The 19,646-nt window shown below is 73.9% G+C and carries 12 protein-coding genes; 5 read left to right on the top strand and 7 right to left on the bottom strand.

Features of this window, described 5'->3' with window-relative positions; all coding sequences use genetic code 11:
* Window positions 1-112 precede the first annotated feature (112 nt).
* Both DQ238_RS05225 and glgP read right to left on the bottom strand, forming a co-directional pair.
* Window positions 113-1,093 (bottom strand): FHA domain-containing protein, encoded by a 981-nt coding sequence (locus tag DQ238_RS05225; protein WP_113780384.1) that lies wholly within the window; start codon window positions 1,091-1,093, stop codon window positions 113-115.
* A 251-nt stretch (window positions 1,094-1,344) separates the two neighbouring features.
* Window positions 1,345-3,909 (bottom strand): alpha-glucan family phosphorylase, encoded by a 2,565-nt coding sequence (glgP, locus tag DQ238_RS05220; protein ID WP_113780240.1) that lies wholly within the window; start codon window positions 3,907-3,909, stop codon window positions 1,345-1,347.
* 131 nt (window positions 3,910-4,040) lie between these two features.
* Between glgP and DQ238_RS05215 the strand changes: the two genes are divergently transcribed.
* The 5 genes from DQ238_RS05215 (at window position 4,041) to DQ238_RS05190 (ending at window position 14,237) form a co-directional block, all read left to right on the top strand.
* Entirely contained in the window at window positions 4,041-6,212 is a 2,172-nt protein-coding gene (locus tag DQ238_RS05215) for a maltotransferase domain-containing protein (RefSeq protein WP_113780239.1), read from the top strand.
* A gap of 290 nt (window positions 6,213-6,502) precedes the next feature.
* The gene (gene treS / locus DQ238_RS05205; protein WP_233495724.1) at window positions 6,503-8,377 is read left to right on the top strand and encodes a maltose alpha-D-glucosyltransferase; all 1,875 of its coding nucleotides are present in this window, start codon (window positions 6,503-6,505) and stop codon (window positions 8,375-8,377) included.
* The gene (locus tag DQ238_RS05200; protein WP_113780238.1) at window positions 8,374-9,750 is read left to right on the top strand and encodes a hypothetical protein; all 1,377 of its coding nucleotides are present in this window, start codon (window positions 8,374-8,376) and stop codon (window positions 9,748-9,750) included. The genes treS and DQ238_RS05200 overlap by 4 nt, the downstream gene beginning before the upstream one ends.
* Window positions 9,751-9,897: 147 nt before the next feature.
* Entirely contained in the window at window positions 9,898-12,708 is a 2,811-nt protein-coding gene (gene glgB, locus DQ238_RS05195; RefSeq protein ID WP_199506148.1) for a 1,4-alpha-glucan branching protein GlgB, read from the top strand.
* A gap of 137 nt (window positions 12,709-12,845) precedes the next feature.
* Window positions 12,846-14,237: a neutral zinc metallopeptidase gene (locus DQ238_RS05190; protein WP_113780237.1), complete on the top strand. Its 1,392-nt coding sequence runs from the start codon at window positions 12,846-12,848 to the stop codon at window positions 14,235-14,237.
* Between the two features lie 22 nt (window positions 14,238-14,259).
* Here the strand turns inward: DQ238_RS05190 and DQ238_RS05185 are convergent, their stop codons facing one another.
* From DQ238_RS05185 to DQ238_RS05165, 5 genes are read right to left on the bottom strand one after another with little or no spacing between them, the layout of a single operon-like run.
* A complete protein-coding gene (locus DQ238_RS05185; protein ID WP_113780382.1) occupies window positions 14,260-15,222 on the bottom strand; it encodes a tetratricopeptide repeat protein in 963 nt (320 codons plus the stop codon).
* 43 nt (window positions 15,223-15,265) lie between these two features.
* Entirely contained in the window at window positions 15,266-15,790 is a 525-nt protein-coding gene (locus DQ238_RS05180) for a MarR family winged helix-turn-helix transcriptional regulator (RefSeq protein ID WP_113780236.1), read from the bottom strand.
* A gap of 31 nt (window positions 15,791-15,821) precedes the next feature.
* On the bottom strand, window positions 15,822-17,297 hold the full coding sequence (locus tag DQ238_RS05175; protein ID WP_113780381.1) for an NAD(P)/FAD-dependent oxidoreductase: 1,476 nt from the start codon (window positions 17,295-17,297) through the stop codon (window positions 15,822-15,824).
* Window positions 17,298-17,320: 23 nt separating this feature from the next.
* Entirely contained in the window at window positions 17,321-18,331 is a 1,011-nt protein-coding gene (gene meaB / locus DQ238_RS05170) for a methylmalonyl Co-A mutase-associated GTPase MeaB (protein ID WP_113780235.1), read from the bottom strand.
* Window positions 18,328-19,518, bottom strand: a complete 1,191-nt coding sequence (locus tag DQ238_RS05165) for an acetyl-CoA C-acetyltransferase (RefSeq protein WP_113780234.1) — start codon at window positions 19,516-19,518, stop codon at window positions 18,328-18,330. The genes meaB and DQ238_RS05165 overlap by 4 nt, the downstream gene beginning before the upstream one ends.
* Between the last annotated feature and the right edge of the window lie 128 nt (window positions 19,519-19,646).

The raw sequence follows: 19,646 nt of genomic DNA, 5'->3' as shown, positions 1-19,646 counted from the left end.
AGCAACACCTGCGTCCTGGGCTCCCCGATGTACGTGTTGCTTCCCATGCCCGGGACGACTCCAGCGCTCGGGCGGCGGGGAGACCCAGGAGCGGGCCACCCCGATCCCCTGCTCAGTCGGGCTGCTGCTCGAAGGTGATGACCGTCCAGCCCAGCAGCAGCCGGTCGCCGTCGGACAGCGGGTGGGCGACCCCGGGCTCGAGCTGGGTCCACTCGGTGGCCTCGGGCCCGGCGACGTGCGTGCCGTTGAGCGACCCCAGGTCGACCAGCGACACCTCCTGCCCGTTGCGCTGGACGGCGGCGTGGGCCGAGGAGAGCACGTTCTGGGTGTCGGCGATCGGCACCGGCCGAGCCGAGCCGGAGGTGACCAGCTCGTGGTTGTCCGGCCGGCGGCCGAGGACGAGGTCCTCGTCGACGGTCACGACCAGGCCGTCGTCGAAGCGCAGGATGGGCGCCGCCGGCGGCTCGGGCTTCCAGAAGGCGGTCGCCTCGCCGCCCTCGTCGGCCTGCCGGGACGGGGTCGCGGTGGCGCCGTAGCCGGAGGAGCCGGAGCCGCCGAACCCTGCGTCGGACCCTGCGTCGGACCCGGCGGTGAAGGCCGCGGGGGCCTGCGGGACCCCGGACGACGACGAGGCGGGCGCGGGAGCGGCCACGTGCAACGTCGCGCCGGAGCCGGGGACGGTGCCCTCGACCAGGTCGTAGGGGACGCCCGGGGAACCCGACGGCACCGGCTGGCCCGGGCCGACGTAGGTGCTCCGGCCGAGCGGGAAGCCGCCGGCCAGGGTGCAGCCGTCGACCGAGGAGCCCGACACCGGGACGCCGTCCACCGCCGGCTGGCCCTTGCCGCACCACAGCGCGACGCCGGTGCCCGGGTCGGCCGGGACGACGAGGGCGAAGGAGGCACCGCCGCCCAGCGCGGCGACCTGCCCGGCGACCGCGCCGAGCACCCGCTCCGCGCCTGGGCCGCGGACCCCCAGGCAGGCGTGCAGGGCGGCCACGAGGGCCGGCGAGCCGGGGGCGTCCACCCACAGCAGACCGCCTCCCCGTCGCGCGACGACGGAGTCCCCGGGCAGTACTTCACAGCGGTCGGGCATGGCGCCCAGCCTAGTGACGTCGCGCAGGTGGCAGCGGCCGGGCGACACCGCCACGCCGACCGGTCGCACCGGTCCGGCGACCGGTGCGACCGGCGTGGCGGATGTGCTGCCCGGGGACCCGTCCGGAGCCTCGGCCCGAGCGGGCGAGGGGTGGGGAGGACGGGGTCCTTCTACGAGCGGTGGGGGCAGGGGCGGCCCCCTGCAGGGTCCCACCGCGAGCCTGCGAGTGGTGGGGGGCAGGGGGTCCTTTCTCAGGGGGTCGCGACCAGGCCCAGCTCGGCCGGGTCGGCCAGGTGCTCCGAGCGCGGCAGCACGCGCACCGTGTACCCGAACGCACCGGTGCGCTCGAGCGGCAGGGTGGCGGTGAACCAGTGCCGCGACCCGTCGCTGTGCTCGTGGGTCATCGGCAGCGTGGTCACCTCGTGCAGGTTGTCGGTGTCGTCGACCCGGCCGTAGGCCGCCTGCACCTGCACGTCCGACGGGGCGAGGCCGGGCATCTCGACCTCGGCCCGCAGCGCCAGGGTCGACCCGATCTCGGGGGTGTCCCCCGCGCCGGTGGCCTCGACGTGGGCGACCCGCACGGTGCCCCAGTCCTCGAGCAGGTGGGCGCGCCACCCGGCCTCGGTGCGCGCCGCGGCGTAGCCGCCCTCGGCCATCGCCCGCGCGGAACCGGCCGCCGGCACGTAGAGCCGCTGCACGTAGTCGCGGACCATCCGGGTGGCCAGCACCTTGGGGCCGGTCTCGCGCAGCGTGTGGCGGACCATCTCCACCCACCGGGTGGGGATGCCGTCTCGGTCGGTCTCGTAGAAGCGCGGCGCCACCTGGGTGGCCAGCAGGTCGTAGATGGCCCGGGCCTCGACGTCGTCGCGCCGCTCCGGGTCGGCCACGCCGTCGGCGGTCGGGATGGCCCACCCGTTCTGCCCGTCGAACCACTCGTCCCACCAGCCGTCGCGGATGGAGAGGTTCAGCCCGCCGTTGAGCGCCGCCTTCATCCCGGAGGTGCCGCAGGCCTCCAGCGGGCGCAGCGGGTTGTTCAGCCAGACGTCGCAGCCCCAGTACAGGTAGCGGGCCATGCCGATGTCGTAGCCGGGCAGGAACGCGATGCGGTGGCGGATCTCCGGGTCGTCGGCGAACTTCACCATCTGCTGGATCAGCTGCTTGCCGCCGTCGTCGGCCGGGTGGCTCTTGCCGGCGATGACCAGCTGCACCGGCCGCTCCGGGTCGAGCAGCAGCGCCTTGAGCCGCGCGCGGTCGCGCAGCATGAGCGTCAGCCGCTTGTACGAGGGCACCCGGCGGGCGAAGCCGATGGTGAGGACGTCGGGGTCGAAGGCGGTGTCGGCCCAGCCGACCTCGGCCTCGGCCGCACCCCGCGACAGCGCGGTCTCCCGCAGCCGGCGGCGCACCTCCTCGACCAGCCGGCCGCGCAGCATCCGCCGGGTGGTCCACAGCTCGCCGGCCGGGATGCGGTCGACCCCGTCGAAGTGCACCTCGCCAGCCACCTCGACCGGGTCGCCCTGGCTGCTCACCTGGGTGCCGAGCTCGACCAGCTCCCGGGCGGTCCAGGTCGGGGCGTGCACGCCGTTGGTGATCGAGGTGATCGGCACGTCGCGCTCGTCGAAGCCGGGCCACAGGTACCGGAACATGTGCCGGCTGACGCGCCCGTGCAGCTCGCTGACCCCGTTGGCCCGCTGCCCCAGCCGCAGGCCCATGTGGGCCATGTTGAACTTCGACGGGTCGTCCTCGGCGCCCAGCGGGAGCAGCTGCTCGAGGGGGACGCCGAAGCCGGCGAAGTAGCGCTCGATCAGCGCCCGCGGGAAACGGTCGATGCCGGCCGGCACCGGGGTGTGGGTGGTGAACACCGTGCCGGCGCGCACCGCCTGCAGCGCCTCGGTGAACGACAGCCCGTGGGACTCGGTCAGCTCGCGGATCCGCTCGATCCCGAGGAAGCCGGCGTGGCCCTCGTTGGCGTGGTAGACCTCCGGCGTCGGCGTCCCGGTCAGCGAGCACCAGGCGCGCAGCGCCCGCACACCGCCGATGCCCAGCAGCATCTCCTGGCGCAGCCGGTGGTCCTCGTCGCCGCCGTAGAGCCGGTCGGTGACGCCGCGCTCGGCCGGGGCGTTCTCCTCGATGTCGCTGTCGAGCAGCAGCAGCGAGACCCGGCCGACCTGGGCCCGCCAGACGTGGGCGAACAGGGTGCGGCCCTCGGGCAGCGGCACGCTGATGACCACGGCGGTGCCGTCGGGCTGGCGCAGCAGCTTGACCGGCAGCCCGTGCGGGTCCAGCGACGGGTAGTGCTCCAGCTGCCAGCCGTCCGGGGACAGGCTCTGCGCGAAGTAGCCGGCCCGGTAGAGCAGCCCGACGCCGATGAGCGGGACGCCGAGGTCGGAAGCGGCCTTGAGGTGGTCGCCGGCGAGGATGCCCAGGCCGCCGGAGTACTGCGGCAGCACCTCGGTGATGCCGAACTCCGCGGAGAAGTAGGCGATCGAGGCAGGCGCGGTGCTGGTCGAGTCCCGCCCACCCAGCGACTGGTACCAGTGCGGCCCCGACAGGTACTCCTGCAGGTCGTCGACGACGTCCTGCAGCCGGCGCAGGAAGCGACGGTCGCGGGCCAGGGTGGCCAGCCGCTCGGCCGAGACCTCGCCGAGGACCTTCACCGGGTCCCCGTTGCAGGTCTGCCACAGCTGCGGGTCGAGGGCCTCGAAGAGGTCCCGCGTCTCGGCGTGCCAGGACCAGCGGAGGTTCATCACCAGCTGGGACAGCGGCATCAGCTCCTCGGGGAGCGAGGCGCGGACGGTGAACCGGCGGAGAGCGCGCACGGCCCGAGACTAGCCAGGGCCGCGCCCACCCACGGAGGCGCCACAGGGGTGGTCCCCGCCGCGCCGCCACCGCCTGCCCCGGGTCGAGGCCGACGTGCTCGCCGACCGTGACCTCGATAGCGTGACCGCCGATGACTGGCCGCGCTGACCTCCGTCTCGGCATCACCGATGTCGCCCCCGTCGTGTCCTGCGGGTCCTTCTCGGCCCGGGCCGTGGTCGGTGAGCACCTGCCGATCACCGCCACCGTCTTCCGCGAGGGCCACGACGCCGTGGCGGCGAATGTCGTCTGGACCCCACCCAGCAACGACGGCTCGGCTCCCGCGCGCACCCCACCCGGCGACGACGGCCCGACTCCCGCGCGCACCCCACCCAGCGACGACGGCTCGGCTCCCGCGCGCACCCCACCCGGCGACGACGGCCCGGCTCCCGCGCGCACCCCGCCGGGAGAGGACGACGAGCAGCAGCGGCTGCGGCGCATGGTCCGCTTCGGCGACCAGCCCGACCGCTGGCTGGCCACGGTCGTACCCGACCGCGAGGGGCGGTGGAGCTTCCGGGTGGAGGCCTGGAGCGACCCGCTGGCCACCTGGCACCACGCCGTCGCGGTGAAGATCGCCGCCGGTCAGGGGCCCGCCGACCTCGCCAACGACCTGGAGGACGGCGCCCGGCTGCTCGACCGGGTCGCCGGGGAGGCCGACGGTGACTGGAAGGCCCGGGTGGCCGACGCGGCCGCCGCGCTGCGCGACACCTCGCTGGAGCTGACCGCCCGGGTCGCCCCCGCGCTCGCCGACGAGCTGCAGCTGTACCTCTACGAGCACCCGGTCCGGGAGCTGGTCACCCGCGGACCGCGCTACGAGGTGTGGGTGGACCGCCCGCGGGCGCTGTACGGCTCCTGGTACGAGTTCTTCCCCCGCTCGACCGGGCCGGTCGTCGACGGGAGGCCGACGCACGGCACCTTCGCCACCGCCGCCGAGCGGCTGCCGGCGGTCGCCGACATGGGCTTCGACGTGGTGTACCTGCCGCCGATCCACCCGATCGGCACGGTCAACCGCAAGGGCCCGAACACCGCCCACTTCCCGGGCGGTAACCCGACCGAGGTCGGGCCGGACGACGTCGGCTCCCCGTGGGCCATCGGCAGCGCCGAGGGCGGGCACGACGCCGTCCACCCGCAGCTGGGCACGATGGACGACTTCCGGGCCTTCGTCGCCCGCACCCGCGAGCTAGGCATGGAGGTGGCGCTGGACTTCGCGCTGCAGGCCGCCCCCGACCACCCGTGGGTGAGCAGCCACCCGGAGTGGTTCACCACCAGGCCCGACGGCACGATCGCCTACGCGGAGAACCCGCCGAAGAAGTACCAGGACATCTACCCGATCAACTTCGACGACGACCCCGGGGGCATCTACGCCGAGTGCCTGCGGGTCGTCCGCGTGTGGATCGACGCCGGGGTGCGGATCTTCCGGGTGGACAACCCGCACACCAAGCCGCTGGCCTTCTGGCACTGGCTGATCTGGACGGTCAAGGAAACCGACCCCGACGTGCTCTTCCTCGCCGAGGCGTTCACCCGGCCGGCGATGATGCACCAGCTCGCCCGGCTGGGGTTCACCCAGTCCTACACCTACTTCACCTGGCGCACCGCGCGCGGCGAGCTGGAGGACTACGGCCGGGAGCTGGCCGCCAACTGCCACTACATGCGGCCGAACTTCTTCGTGAACACCCCGGACATCCTGCACGCGTCACTGCAGTACGGCGGCCCGCCGGTGTTCAAGGTCCGCGCGGTGCTCGCGTCGATGATGAGCCCGACCTGGGGCGTCTACTCCGGCTACGAGCTGTACGAGCACGTCGCCGTCCGGCCGGGCAGCGAGGAGTACCTCGACAGCGAGAAGTACCAGCTGCGGCCGCGGGACTTCGCCACCGCCGAGGCCGCGAGCCTCGTCCCCTACCTGCGCCGGCTCAACGAGATCCGCCGCGCCCACCCGGCCCTGCAGCAGCTGCGCACCCTGCGGTTCCACTCCGTCGACAACCCGAACCTGATCTGCTTCTCCAAGACCGACCCCGGCTCGCAGGACGCCGTCCTGGTCGTCGTGGCGCTGGAGAGCCACTACACCCAGATCGGGACGACGGCCATCGACCTGCCGGCGCTGGGGCTCGACTGGCACGAGCGGTTCACCGTGACCGACGAGCTGACCGGCGCCGCCTTCGACTGGGGCCAGTTCAACTACGTCGAGCTCGACCCCTACCGGGAGCCGGCGCACGTCTTCTCGATCACCTTCCCCCGGCCGGTGCAGGTGCCGCCACCGGTCTCCTGAGTAAGGACCCCCTTGCCCCCCACCACTCGCAGGCTCGCGGCGGGCCCCTGCAAGGGGGCCGCCTTGCCCCCCACCACTCGTAGAAGGACCCCGTCCTCCCCACCCCTCGGTGAAGGACCCCGTCCTCCTCACCACTCGCAGGCTCGCGGCGAGCCTCTGGACGGGGCCTACCCGGGACGGGGCCGGGGGACCATGCAAGGGGCCGCCTTGCCCCTCGCCACGGCGGGCCGCTGCAGGCGGGCCGCGCCCCCCACCCGTCGACCAGTGAGAACCGAGGGCCGCTTCCTCCGATGACCGTTCCCGTCCCCGGCCTCCCCGACGCCCACCCCGAGGGCGCCGCGTCGGCGCTGCCCGCGCCCGGCACCGACCCCGAGTGGTACAAGCGCGCCGTCTTCTACGAGGTGCTCGTCCGCGGGTACGCCGACAGCAACGCCGACGGCGTCGGCGACCTGCGCGGCATGATCGACAAGCTGGACTACCTGCAGTGGCTGGGCGTCGACTGCCTGTGGCTGCCGCCGTTCTTCGCCTCCCCGCTGCGCGACGGCGGCTACGACGTCAGCGACTACACCGCCGTGCTGCCCGAGTTCGGCGACATCGAGGACTTCCGGGACCTGCTGCACGAAGCGCACGCGCGGGGCATCCGCGTGATCATCGACTTCGTCATGAACCACACCTCGGACCAGCACCCGTGGTTCCAGGCCAGCCGCAGCGACCCGGACGGCCCCTACGGCGACTTCTACGTGTGGTCCGACGACGACACCCGCTACGCCGACGCCCGGATCATCTTCGTCGACACCGAGACCTCGAACTGGACCTTCGACCCGGTGCGCAAGCAGTACTTCTGGCACCGGTTCTTCTCCCACCAGCCCGACCTCAACTTCGACAACCCGCGGGTGCAGGAGGCGATCCTCGACGCGCTGCGCTTCTGGCTGGAGCTCGGCATCGACGGCTTCCGGCTCGACGCCGTCCCCTACCTGTTCGAGGAGGAGGGGACCAACTGCGAGAACCTGCCCAGGACCCACGAGTTCCTCAAGCAGGTCCGCAAGGTCATGGACGCCGACTACCCCGACCGGGTGCTGCTGTGCGAGGCCAACCAGTGGCCGGCCGACGTCGTCGAGTACTTCGGCGAGGACGGCGACGAGTGCCAGATGGCCTTCCACTTCCCGGTGATGCCGCGGCTGTTCATGGGCGTGCGGCGGGAGCAGCGCTTCCCCATCTCGGAGATCATGGCGCAGACGCCGGACATCCCGCGGAACTGCCAGTGGGGCATCTTCCTGCGCAACCACGACGAGCTGACCCTGGAGATGGTCACCGACGAGGAGCGCGACTACATGTGGGGGGAGTACGCCAAGGACCCCCGCATGAAGGCCAACATCGGCATCCGCCGCCGGCTGGCGCCGCTGCTGGACAACGACATGGACACCCTGGAGCTGTTCAACGCGCTGCTGCTCTCCCTGCCGGGCTCGCCGGTCCTCTACTACGGCGACGAGATCGCGATGGGCGACAACATCTGGCTGGGTGACCGGGACGGCGTCCGCACGCCCATGCAGTGGACGCCGGACCGCAACGGCGGCTTCTCCACCGCCGACCCGCAGCGGATGTACCTGCCGCTGAACCAGGACCCGGTCTACGGCTACCAGACCACCAACGTCGAGGCGCAGCTGCGCAACACCAACTCGATGCTGCACTGGGTCCGGCAGATGATCCGGGTCCGCAAGGAGCACCCCACCTTCGGCCTGGGCAGTTACGCCGAGATCGGCTCGCGCAACCCGACGGTGCTCTCCTTCGTCCGCGAGTTCGGCGACGACGTGGTGCTCTGCGTCAACAACCTCTCCCGGTTCCCGCAGCCGGTGGAGCTGGACCTGCGCCGCTTCGAGGGGTACACCCCCGTCGAGCTCACCGGCCGGGTGGAGTTCCCGCAGATCGGCGTCCTGCCCTACATGCTCACCCTGTCCGGTCACGGCTTCTACTGGTTCGAGCTGGCCAAGCCGGCCGAGCCGGAGCCGGTCGGGGACGAGGAGCGGCAGCAGGCGACCTCCAGCGCGTTCGCCGACGACCTGCTCGCCGCCGGCGTCGTCGCCGAGGTCCCGGAGGCCACGGAGGGGGCCGCGACGGCGCGGACCGCACCCGATGCACCGACCGACACCTCGGGAGGACCCCGATGACCGCGCTGACCGACCTGCTCCGCGAGTGGATGCCCGCCCAGCGCTGGTTCGGCGGCAAGGGCCGGGAGTGGGCCGAGGTCGCCGAGAGCGGCTTCTTCCTCGAGCGCGGTCACCCGGTGCTCTCGGTCCACCGGGTCGAGGTGGGCTACGCCGACGGCGCGACCGAGACCTACCTGGTGCCGCTCTCCTGGCGCGACCACCCGGCCGACGAGCTGTCCTCGGCGCTGGTGGGGGCGGTGCCGCGCCAGGAGGGTGAGGCCTACGCCTACGCCTACGACGCGCTGCGCGACCGCGAGGCGACCGTCCCGTGGCTGACCCACCTGGCGGCCTCCTCCACCGTCGGGCCGCTGCACTTCCACCCGACCGAGGTCGGCGCCATCCCCCGCGGTGTGCCCGGCGACATCCTGTCCACCGAGCAGAGCAACACCTCGCTGGTGTACGGCTCCGAGGCGATCTTCAAGCTGTTCCGCCGGCTGGAGCCCGGGCTCAACCCCGACGTCGAGGTCCACGACGCGCTGCGCACCACGCAGAACCCGCACATCGCGCCGCTGCTGGGGCACATCGAGATCGACGACCCCGACCCGGCCGCGGAGCCGGCGACGGTCGCGATGCTGCAGACCTTCGTGCCCAACGCCAGCGACGGGTGGCGGCTGGCCACCGCCAGCGTCCGCGACCTCTACGCCGAGGGCGACCTGCACGCCGACGAGGTGGGCGGGGACTTCGCCGCCGACAGCGAGCGGCTGGGCGCGGCGACCGCCTCGGTGCACGCCGACCTGGCCAAGGTGCTGCCCACCGAGGAGGCCGACGCGGCCTGGTTCGCCGCCGTGGCCGAGCAGATGACCGCGCGGCTGGAGTCGGCGACCACCGTCGTCCCGCAGCTGGTCGAGTACGCCGACGGGCTGCGCGCGGTCTACGCCGCGGTGGCCGACAGCACCGAGCGGGTCGTCCGCCAGCGGGTGCACGGCGACCTGCACCTGGGTCAGGTGCTGCGCACCGCCACCGGCTGGATCGTGCTCGACTTCGAGGGCGAGCCGGCCCGTCCGCTGGCGGCACGCCGCGAGCTCGACAGTCCGATGCGTGACGTCGCCGGGATGCTGCGCAGCTTCGACTACGCCGCCCGGCACATGCTCGTCGAGCAGCCGGAGGACTCCCAGCGCGCCTACCGCGCCCAGGAGTGGGCGGAGCGCAACCGCAAGGCGTTCTGCGCCGGCTACGCGGCCGCGAGCGGCGCCGACGCCTGCGGCGACTCCCCGCTGCTGCGGGCCCTCGAGGCGGACAAGGCCGTCTACGAGTGCGTCTACGAGGCGCGCAACCGCCCGCACTGGCTGATGATCCCGCTGCAGTCGCTGTCCCGGCTCACCGCCGCGGGCTGAAGAAGGACCCCTCTGCCCCCCACCGGAAAGGACCCCGTCCTCCCCACTACGCGCTCCGCGCGCAGCGGGACCCGAGACGGGGCCGGCTGCGGGACCCTGCAGAGGGGCCGGACCACCGACACCGCACCGAAGAGGACGAGGACTGCGATGACCACTCCCGACGAGACCACCGACGGGACCACCGGGGCGATCCAGCCCACCGTCGACTCCGGCGACCGCCCGCCGGCGACCCGGGAGGAGCTGCAGGCCGCCGTCGAGGAGAAGACCGCGCAGGCCCAGGCCGCCGAGGCCGAGCCGGTCGTCAACGCCCCGGCGCGCACGCGGGCCGCGGCGAAGAAGACCGCGGCGAAGAAGGCGACCGCGACGAAGAAGGCCCCCGCCGCGAAGAAGACCGCCGCGCGGAAGAGCACCGCGAAGGCCGCCGGCGCGGCGTCCGCCGACGACGGGACGGCGCCGGCGGAGAAGGCTCCCAAGCGGGCGCCGCGCAAGAAGGCGGCCCGGGTGGAGGTCCCCCCGCTGGAGCTGTCCGCCGCCGAGGCCGTCACCGAGCAGGGTGGGACGGCGACCCCGGTGGTCGCGCCCGCGCCGATCGCCGCGCCGGGCGACCCGGGCGGCGCACCGGCCGGGTCCGCCGACGCGACGGCGGCGGGCTCCGCCGACACCGCGGCGGCGGGGCTGGCCGACAGCGGGAGCCTCCCCGAGGACAGCGTCGTCGGCGGCACCGGGTCGGAGGGTCAGCCCCCGGCGGAGGCGGGCGTCGCCCAGCAGGCGGCGCCCGCCGGGGTCGGCGAGGAGCAGCTGCGCGCCGTCGTCGAGGGGTGGTCCTTCGCGCCGCACAGCGTGCTCGGCACCCACCGGGCCCCCGACGGCTGGGTGGTCCGCGCGCTGCGTCCGAACGCGGTGGCGGTGAGCGTCGTCGACGAGGACGGGTCCCGCCACGAGGCGCGGCAGGTGCACCCCGGCGGCGTCTTCGAGGCGCGCCTGCCGCAGCAGCCCGGCGACTACCGGCTCGAGGTGTCCTACCCCGACGGCCAGGGCGGTACCGACACGTTCGTCGTCGACGACCCCTACCGCTGGCTGCCGACCGTCGGGGAGCTCGACCAGCACCTGATCCGCGAGGGCCGGCACGAGCGGCTGTGGGAGGTGCTCGGCGCGCACGTGCGCCGCTACGACACCCCCCGCGGGCAGGTCGAGGGGGTCTCGTTCGCGGTGTGGGCCCCCAACGCCCAGGGCGTGCGGGTCACCGGGGACTTCGACTACTGGGAGGCCCGGGCCTACCCGATGCGGTCGCTGGGCTCCTCCGGCGTCTGGGAGATCTTCATCCCCGACGTCCGGGCCGGCACGAAGTACCGCTACCACGTGCTGGGCCGCGACGGCGCGTGGCGGCACAAGTCCGACCCGCTGGCCTTCGCCACCGAGGTCCCGCCGCTCAACGCCTCGATCGTCGTCGAGTCGACCTACGAGTGGGGTGACCAGGACTGGCTGGGGGCCCGCGCCCGGGACCGCTGGCACGAGCGGCCGGTGAGCATCTACGAGGTGCACATCGGCTCGTGGCGCAAGGGCCTGTCCTACCGCGAGCTCGCCGACGAGCTGGTCGACTACGTGGTGGCCGCCGGGTTCACGCACATCGAGTTCATGCCGGTCGCCGAGCACCCCTTCGGCGGGTCGTGGGGTTACCAGGTCACCTCGTACTACGCGCCCACGGCCCGGTACGGCAGCCCGGACGACTTCCGGTACCTGGTCGACCGGGCGCACCAGGCCGGCATCGGCGTCATCGTCGACTGGGTGCCGGCGCACTTCCCCAAGGACGACTGGGCGCTGGCCCGCTTCGACGGCACCCCGCTGTACGAGCACGCCGACCCGCGCCGCGGCGAGCAGATGGACTGGGGCACCTACGTCTTCGACTTCGGCCGGCACGAGGTGCGCAACTTCCTGGTGGCCAACGCCCTGTACTGGTGCAAGGAGTTCCACGTCGACGGGGTCCGCGTCGACGCGGTCGCCTCGATGCTCTACCTGGACTACTCGCGGGCCGAGGGCCAGTGGACGCCGAACCAGTACGGCGGCCGGGAGAACCTCGAGGCCGTGGCCTTCCTGCAGGAGATGAACGCGACCGTCTACCGCGAGGTGCCCGGGGTGGTCACCGTCGCCGAGGAGTCGACCGCCTGGCCCGGCGTCACCCGGCCCACCCACCTCGGCGGGCTGGGCTTCGGCTTCAAGTGGAACATGGGCTGGATGCACGACTCGCTGGCCTACATGTCCAAGGAGCCGGTGCACCGCAGCTACCACCACGGTCAGCTGACGTTCTCGATGATGTACGCCTACTCCGAGAACTACGTGCTGCCGATCAGCCACGACGAGGTCGTCTACGGCAAGGGCTCGCTGCTGCGGAAGATGCCCGGCGACCGCTGGCAGCAGCTGGCCAACCTGCGGGCCTTCCTGGCCTACATGTGGGCCCACCCCGGCAAGCAGCTGCTGTTCATGGGGCAGGAGTTCGCCCAGGACGCGGAGTGGGCCGAGAACCGCTCCCTGGACTGGTGGCACCTGGACGACCCCGCCCACCGCGGCGTCCTGCAGCTGGTCACCGACCTCAACGCCCGCTACAAGGAGACCGCCGCCCTGTGGTCGCAGGACGTCGACCCGCTCGGCTTCCAGTGGATCGACGCCAACGACGCCTCCGGCAACGTGCTCTCCTTCCTCCGCTTCGGCGCCGGCGAGGACACCGCGGCGCTGGCCTGCGTGGCCAACTTCGCCGGGACGCCGCACCACGGGTACCGCATCGGGCTGCCGCGCCCCGGCCGGTGGCGCGAGGTGCTCAACACCGACGCGGAGGGCTACGGCGGCTCCGGCGTCGGCAACCTCGGCAGCATCGAGGCGGTCGAGCAGCCGTGGCACGGCCAGCCGTACTCGGCGACCTTCGCCGCCCCGCCGCTGGGCACGGTCTGGTTCGTCCACGAGTAGGAGGACCCCGTCCCCCTCGCCCCGAGCCTGCGAGAGATGAGGGGGACGGGGTCCTCCTACCTGCAGGGGGCCGCTCGGGTGCTCCCGCTCCTGCTCAGCGGGCGGGAGCACACCGGCGGTGGGACGATGCCCCGGACATGGCTGCCACTCCCCCGCGCCGGACGCTCGCGGCACTGCTGGCCGCCGTCGCGCTGCTCCTCGTGTCCGGCTGCTCGATCGTCGTACCCGGCCGGCCCAGCGCCGCCCAGCCGCCGACGGACGACGTCGCCCCCGGCGAGCTCGCCGTCGCCGGCGCCACCGGCGGGCCGATCGACACCCTCGCCCGCAACGCGCTGACCGACCTCGAGACCTACTGGGCCGGGCAGTTCCCCGACGTCTTCGGCCAGCCGTTCCAGCCCCTGCAGGGCGGCTACTTCAGCGTCGACCCGGGCAACGTGGCCCCGGGCGAGTTCCCGCAGGGCATCGGCTGCGGCGCCGACCCGCTCGACGTCGAGGGCAACGCCTTCTACTGCCAGGCCTCCGACGCGCCCAACTCCGACTCGATCAGCTACGACCGCGCGTTCCTGCAGGAGCTGGCCGACCAGTACGGCCGGTTCATCCCCGCATTGGTGATGGCGCACGAGTTCGGGCACGCCGTCCAGGCGCGGGTCGGCTACCCCGACTACTCGATCTCGGTGGAGACCCAGGCCGACTGCTTCGCCGGCGCCTGGACGGCGTGGGTCGCCGACGGGCAGGCCGAGCACTCGCAGATCCGCGCGCCCGAGCTCGACGAGGTCCTGCGCGGCTACCTGCTGCTGCGCGACCCGGTGGGCACCAGCATCAACACCGAGGCCGCGCACGGCTCCTACTTCGACCGGGTGTCGGCGTTCCAGGAGGGCTTCGAGGCCGGCCCGACCGCCTGCCGGGACGACTTCACCGCCCAGCGCCCGTACACCCAGGGCGCGTTCCAGGACCCGAGCGAGGCGAGGACCGGTGGCAACTCCTCGTTCAGGGAGGCGCAGGACATCGCGGCGACCGTGCTGCCGGAGTTCTGGAACCGCGCGTTCACCGAGGTGTTCGACGCGACCTTCTCCCCGCCGACGCTCGAGCCGTTCACCGGCACCGCGCCGAGCTGCGCGCCCGACGACCTCGACCTGGTGTTCTGCGCCGACGAGAACCTGGTCGGCTACGACGAGCAGGACCTCGCCGCCCCGGCCTACCAGCAGATCGGCGACTACGCCGTCGTCACCGCCGCCTCGCTGCCCTACGCCCAGTCCGGCCGGGAGCAGCTCGGGCGCTCCACGGACGACGAGGCGGCGATCCGCTCCGCGGTCTGCCTGACCGGCTGGTTCTCCGCCGCGTTCTTCGACGGCGCGCTGCAGTCGGCCCGGATCTCCCCGGGCGACATCGACGAGAGCGTGCAGTTCCTGCTCGAGTACGGCACCGACCCGTCGGTGTTCCCCGACGTCGACCTCACCGGTTTCCAGCTGGTCGACCTGTTCCGCAACGGCTTCTTCGACGGCGCCGCCGCCTGCGACGTCGGAGTGTGAGGGGTGGGGAGGACGGGGCCCTCTAATAGAGCGCGAGGGTGAGCTGACGCCGGGCGGCGCCGACCCGCGGATCGGCGTCGCCGACGACGCCGAACAGCTCGACCAGGTGCTTGCGGGCCTGGTCGCGGTCCTCCCCCGCGGTGCGGCGGACGACGTCGAGCAGCCGGTCGAACGCGCCCTCGACGTCGCCGGTGCCGAGCAGGAAGTCCGCGGCGCGGGTCTGTGCGGCCACGTCGTCCGGAGCGGCGTCGGCCTGGGCCAGGGCGTCGGGGCCGGCCTCGTCGGCGCGGCGGAACAGCTGCACCTGGCGCAGCGCGAGCTCCGCGACCGGGTGGTCGGGCTCGGCGTCCACGATCGCCTGGTAGGCCGCCTCCGCGGCGGCGAGGTCGCCGCGCTCGAGGGCGGCCTCGGCGGCGTCCAGCCGCGGGTCCTCGACCTCGGCCTCCTGGTCCGCTGCGCCGGGGACCGCCCCGCCGGTGGTGGCGCGCACCAGCTCGGTCACGAACTGCCGGGCCTGCTCCTCGGGGATGGCGCCGGTGAACTCGGCGACCAGCTGGCCCTGCCAGACCGCCTTGACCGCCGGGATGCCCTGCACCCGCAGCCCCTGGGCCAGCGCCGGGTTGGCGTCCACGTCGACCTTGGCCAGCACCCAGGAGCCTCCGCCCTCGGCGGCCAGCCGCTCGAGCACCGGGGACAGCTGCTTGCACGGCCCGCACCACTCGGCCCACAGGTCGAGCACGACCGGCACCTGGAAGGACCGGTCGAGCACCTCGGCCTGGAAGGTGGCCTCGGTGACGTCGACGACGGCGGAGCCGGGGGCACCGGCCGGGGCGGCGCCGGGCGGGGGCGCGGCCTGCGCCCGTGCCGCGGCCTCGGAGCGGGCCTTGACGGCGGCGAGGTCGACCGCGCCGGCGAGGGAGGCGGCCAGCTGCGCCTGCTGGGCCTGCGCGCGCGGGTCGGGGCGTCCGGGACGGGTGGGCTGCATGACCTCGATCATCCCACCGCGACGCGGCCGGCGTCGGGGTGCGTCAGCGGGCCGCCGTCCCCACGCCGGCCACGTCGCCGGCGCCGAGGCGCACCCGCTTGAGGACGTCGAAGAGGGTGTCCAGCTCGTCCTCGGGGACGTCGCCCAGCCCGAAGTCCAGGGCGGTCAGCGCGGCCGTGGCCGCCTCGACGACCGCCCGGCCGCGGTCGGTGATCCCGGCCAGCACGCCGCGGCCGTCGGTGGGGTTGGGTCGGCGGTCGACGTACCCGGCCGCGGCCAGGCGGTCGATGGCGTTGGTGACGCTGGTCGGGTGCACCATGAGCCGGCTGCCGATCACCTTGAGCGGCAGCTCACCGGTCCGGCTGAAGGTCAGCAGCACGAGCACCTCGTAGCGGGCGAAGGTCAGCCCGTGCGGCCGCAGCGCCTCGTCGAAGCGGGCGAGCAGGATCTGCTGCACGCGGAACACCGACGTCGCCGCGCGCATCGTCGCGGCCGGGCCGAAGCGCTGCTCCCAGGACGCCCCGGCGCGCTCGATGGGATCGAACGGCAACCCCAGCGGTCGGACCATGCTCCCGACGCTACCGGGGCGCGCGCGGGCCTCAGGCGGTGGCAGGCGCAGGGCGCAGCGGGGGCACGTGCCGCAGGCCGAAGACCTCCCGCAGGGCCACCTGCGCCGCGTTGTCGCCGCAGGCGCCGTGCACGGCCGGCCCGGGCGGCGTCGCCGACGAGGCGAGGTAGACGCCCTCGACCGGCGTCTTGTAGGTGTTCCAGCGCGGCACGGGTCGGGCCAGCATCTGGCGCAGCGTCGCCTGGCCGTTGGAGATGTCCCCGCCGAGGAAGCTCGGGTTCCACTTCTCCATCGCGACGGCGTCCTTGGTGACCCGCTCGACGACGGTGTCCTTGAAGCCGGGCGCGAAGCGCTCCACCTGGTTCTCGATGGCCTCGGTCATGTCGGCGCCCGAGCCGAACGGCACGTGCACGTAGGCCCAGAAGACGTGCCCGCCCTCGGGCGCCCGGGTGGGGTCGGCGACCGTCGGCTGGACGGCGAGCACGTACGGGTGGTCGGTGAGCCGGCCCTCGTTGGGGGCCCGCTCGCCGGCGATGGTCTCCTCGAGGGTGCCGGCGATGTGGATGGTGCCGGCCCGCCGGACGTCGGGGTTGGTCCAGGGCACCGGCTCGGACAGGATCCAGTCGACCTTGAAGACGCCGGCGCCGTGGTGGTAGCGCCGCACCCACCGGCGGTAGCCCTCGTGCACCCGGTCGCCGGCCATCCCCACGAAGGCCTCGGGCGTGGTGTCCAGCAGCACCGCCGGCACGCCGTCGAACTCGCGCAGGTCGGTGACCAGGTGGCCGGTCACGACCTCGCCGCCCTGCTGCTCCAGCGCGGTGACCATCGCGTCGGCGAGCCGCTGCGAGCCGCCCTCGACCAGCGGCCAACCGACGTGGTGGCCCAGCATGGTCAGCAGCATCCCCAGCGCGGAGGTCAGCGGCTGGGTCAGGTCCAGCATCCCGTGCGCCGCCGCGCCGCCCAGCAGCGCACGGGCCTCCTCGGTGTCGAAGTACCGGTGCGCCAGCCAGCGCACGTTGGGCAGGCCGTTGAGCCCGAACCAGGTGATCTGCGGCACGCTGCGGGTCGGCAGCCGGCGCAGCCGGCTGGTCAGGAAGAAGTCGACGACGTCGGTGCCGTGCTCGACGAGCGGCTCGAACAGGCGGCGGTAGGCCGCTCCGTCCGGCCCGAGGCCGGCGGCGGTCTCCTCCAGGGAGCGCCGTGCGACCGCAGCGCGCCCACCCTCGAGGGGATGGGCGTAGTTGACCTCCGGGTACACCAGCCGGACGCCGCGGCCGGCCAGGTCGAACTCGCGGAAGAACGGAGCCGCGGCGGCCATCGGCTGCACGATCGAGCAGACGTCGTGCCGGTAGCCCGGCCGCATGAGCTCCTCGGTGCGCATGCCGCCACCGGGGCGCTCGGCCGCCTCGACGACCTGCACCCGCAACCCGGCGGCCGCCAGCCGCAGGGCCGCGGCCAGCCCGTTGGGCCCACTCCCGACGACGACGGCGTCCGGCTTCCCGTTCACCCCGCCATCCTGCCCGGAGCCGGTCACAACTGCGCGAGCAGCGCGTCCGCCGCGCGGAACGGGTCGGTCCGCCCCGCCACGACCTGCTCGGCCAACGCACCGAGCGCCGCCGAGCCGCGGACGTCGCCCATCCGCTCCCGCAGACCCGCCAGCGCGATCGCCTCGACCTCGCGCGCCGCCCGGGCGACCCGGCGGCGGTGCCCCTCGCCGCAGGACGCCAGCCACCGGCGGTGCTCCTCCACCGTCTCCACCAGCGCGTCGATGCCGGCCCCTCGGGCGGCCACCGTGCGACGGATCGGCGGGCGCCAGGCGCCGGACGGCTCGTGCCGGCCACCGAGGGAGAGCGCGTACCGCAGGTCGTGCACGGTCTGGTCGGCGCCGTCCCGGTCGGCCTTGTTGACCACCAGGACGTCGGCGACCTCGAGGATCCCGGCCTTGGCGGCCTGGATGCCGTCGCCCGTGCCCGGCACCAGCAGCACCAGCGTGGTGTCGGCGAGCGAGGCGATCTCCAGTTCCGACTGGCCGACGCCGACGGTCTCGACGAGCACGACGTCGCAGCCGGCGGCGTCGAGCACCCGCAGCGCCTGGGGGGTGGCCCGGGCCAGCCCGCCCAGGTGCCCGCGGGAGGCCATCGACCGGATGTAGACCCCGACGTCCCCGGCGTGGTCGGCCATGCGCACCCGGTCGCCGAGCAGCGCTCCGCCGGAGAAGGGGGACGACGGGTCGACGGCGAGGACGCCGACCCGCCGGCCCGCCTGCCGGTAGACGCGCACCAACGCGGTCGTCGTGGTCGACTTGCCGACACCGGGCGCCCCGGTCAGCCCGACGACCTGGGCGCGCCCGTTGTACGGGGCCAGCTCCGCCGCGACCTCGCGCAGCGCGGGGCCGGCGTCCTCGACCAGGGAGATCAGCCGCGCCACCGAGCGGGCGTCGCCCTCCCGGGCCCACCGCACCAGCCCGGGGACGTCGACCGCACGCCGCCTGCGCGCAGCGGCGGGGCCCGGCGTCGAGACGGTGACGCCTTCCGGGGTCACCCGCGGGCGGGCACGTGCAGCACCAGCGCGTCGCCCTGACCGCCGCCGCCGCACAGCGCGGCGGCACCCACGCCGCCGCCGCGGCGGCGCAGCTCGAGCGCCAGGTCGAACACGATGCGGGCACCGCTCATGCCGATGGGGTGGCCCAGGGCGATCGCGCCGCCGTTGGGGTTGACCTTCTCCGGGTCGATGCCCAGCTCGCGGGTCGAGACGATCGCGACGGCGGCGAAGGCCTCGTTGAACTCGACCAGGTCGAGGTCGGCGGGGTCGATGCCCTCGCGCGCGCAGGCCTTCTGCACGGCCCGCGACGGCTGGCTCTGCAGGGTGGCGTCCGGGCCGGCGACGACGCCGTGGGCGCCGATCTCCGCGAGCGGGGTCAGCCCCAGCGATGCGGCCTTGTCCGCGCTCATGACCACGACCGCGCAGGCACCGTCGGAGATCTGCGAGGAGGTACCGGCGGTGATCGTGCCGTCCTTGGCGAAGGCGGGCTTGAGCCGGGAGAGGGTCTCCGCGGTGGTGTCGGCGCGGATGCCCTCGTCCTCGCGGAACTCGATCGGGTCGCCCTTGCGCTGCGGGACGAGGACGGGGGTGATCTCCTCGTCGAAGACGCCGTTCTTGGCCGCCCGGGCCGCCTTCTGGTGGCTCTCCGCGGCGAAGGCGTCCTGCTCTTCGCGGGTCAGCTGGTAGCGGGGGTTGGCCCGTTCGGTGAGCGCGCCCATGGCGATCTGGTCGAAGGTGTCCGACAGGCCGTCGTGGGCCATGGAGTCGACCAGGGTGGCGTCGCCGTACTTGGTGCCGGTGCGCGAGCCGGGCAGCAGGTGCGGCGCGTTGGTCATCGACTCCATGCCCCCGGCGACGACGATCTCGAACTCGCCGGCGCGGACGAGTTGGTCGGCCAGGGCGATGGCGTCGAGGCCGGAGAGGCAGACCTTGTTGAGGGTGAACGAGGGCACCGACATCGGGATGCCACCGGCGACCGCGGCCGGACGGGCCGGGTTCTGGCCGGCGCCGGCCTGGAGGACCTGCCCCATGATCACGTAGTCGACCTGGTCGCCGGAGATGCCGGCCCGCTCCAGCGCGGCCTTGATCGCGATGCCACCCAGGTCGGCGGCCGAGAAGTCCTTCAGCGAGCCGAGCAGCCGGCCCATCGGGGTGCGGGCGCCGCTGACGATGACCGAACGGGACATGTGCTGCCTCCAGTGCCGGGCCGCCCACGCTGGCGGCCGCCGGGTCGGTACCGCCGCGACCGGGCACGGCGTCCGTCTGTCGAGAGGATAGGCCGCCCCGGGGAGGCGGTCACGGAGCCGACGGCCCG

Source organism: Geodermatophilus sp. TF02-6 (genome assembly GCF_003319115.1).
Classification (GTDB): domain Bacteria; phylum Actinomycetota; class Actinomycetes; order Mycobacteriales; family Geodermatophilaceae; genus Geodermatophilus.
Note: the sequence above shows the minus strand (reverse complement) of the source record. Positions and strands in the feature narration are given on the sequence as shown.

Excerpts from the sequence above, each read along its gene's own strand:
- DQ238_RS05225 (WP_113780384.1), bottom strand. The coding sequence starts at position 1,093 with ATGCCCGACCGCTGTGAAGTACTGCCCGGGGACTCCGTCGTCGCGCGA.
- DQ238_RS05215 (WP_113780239.1), top strand. The coding sequence starts at position 4,041 with ATGACTGGCCGCGCTGACCTCCGTCTCGGCATCACCGATGTCGCCCCC.
- treS (WP_233495724.1), top strand. The coding sequence starts at position 6,503 with ATGACCGTTCCCGTCCCCGGCCTCCCCGACGCCCACCCCGAGGGCGCC.
- DQ238_RS05200 (WP_113780238.1), top strand. The coding sequence starts at position 8,374 with ATGACCGCGCTGACCGACCTGCTCCGCGAGTGGATGCCCGCCCAGCGC.
- glgB (WP_199506148.1), top strand. The coding sequence starts at position 9,898 with ATGACCACTCCCGACGAGACCACCGACGGGACCACCGGGGCGATCCAG.
- DQ238_RS05190 (WP_113780237.1), top strand. The coding sequence starts at position 12,846 with ATGGCTGCCACTCCCCCGCGCCGGACGCTCGCGGCACTGCTGGCCGCC.
- DQ238_RS05185 (WP_113780382.1), bottom strand. The coding sequence starts at position 15,222 with ATGCAGCCCACCCGTCCCGGACGCCCCGACCCGCGCGCGCAGGCCCAG.
- DQ238_RS05180 (WP_113780236.1), bottom strand. The coding sequence starts at position 15,790 with ATGGTCCGACCGCTGGGGTTGCCGTTCGATCCCATCGAGCGCGCCGGG.
- DQ238_RS05165 (WP_113780234.1), bottom strand. The coding sequence starts at position 19,518 with ATGTCCCGTTCGGTCATCGTCAGCGGCGCCCGCACCCCGATGGGCCGG.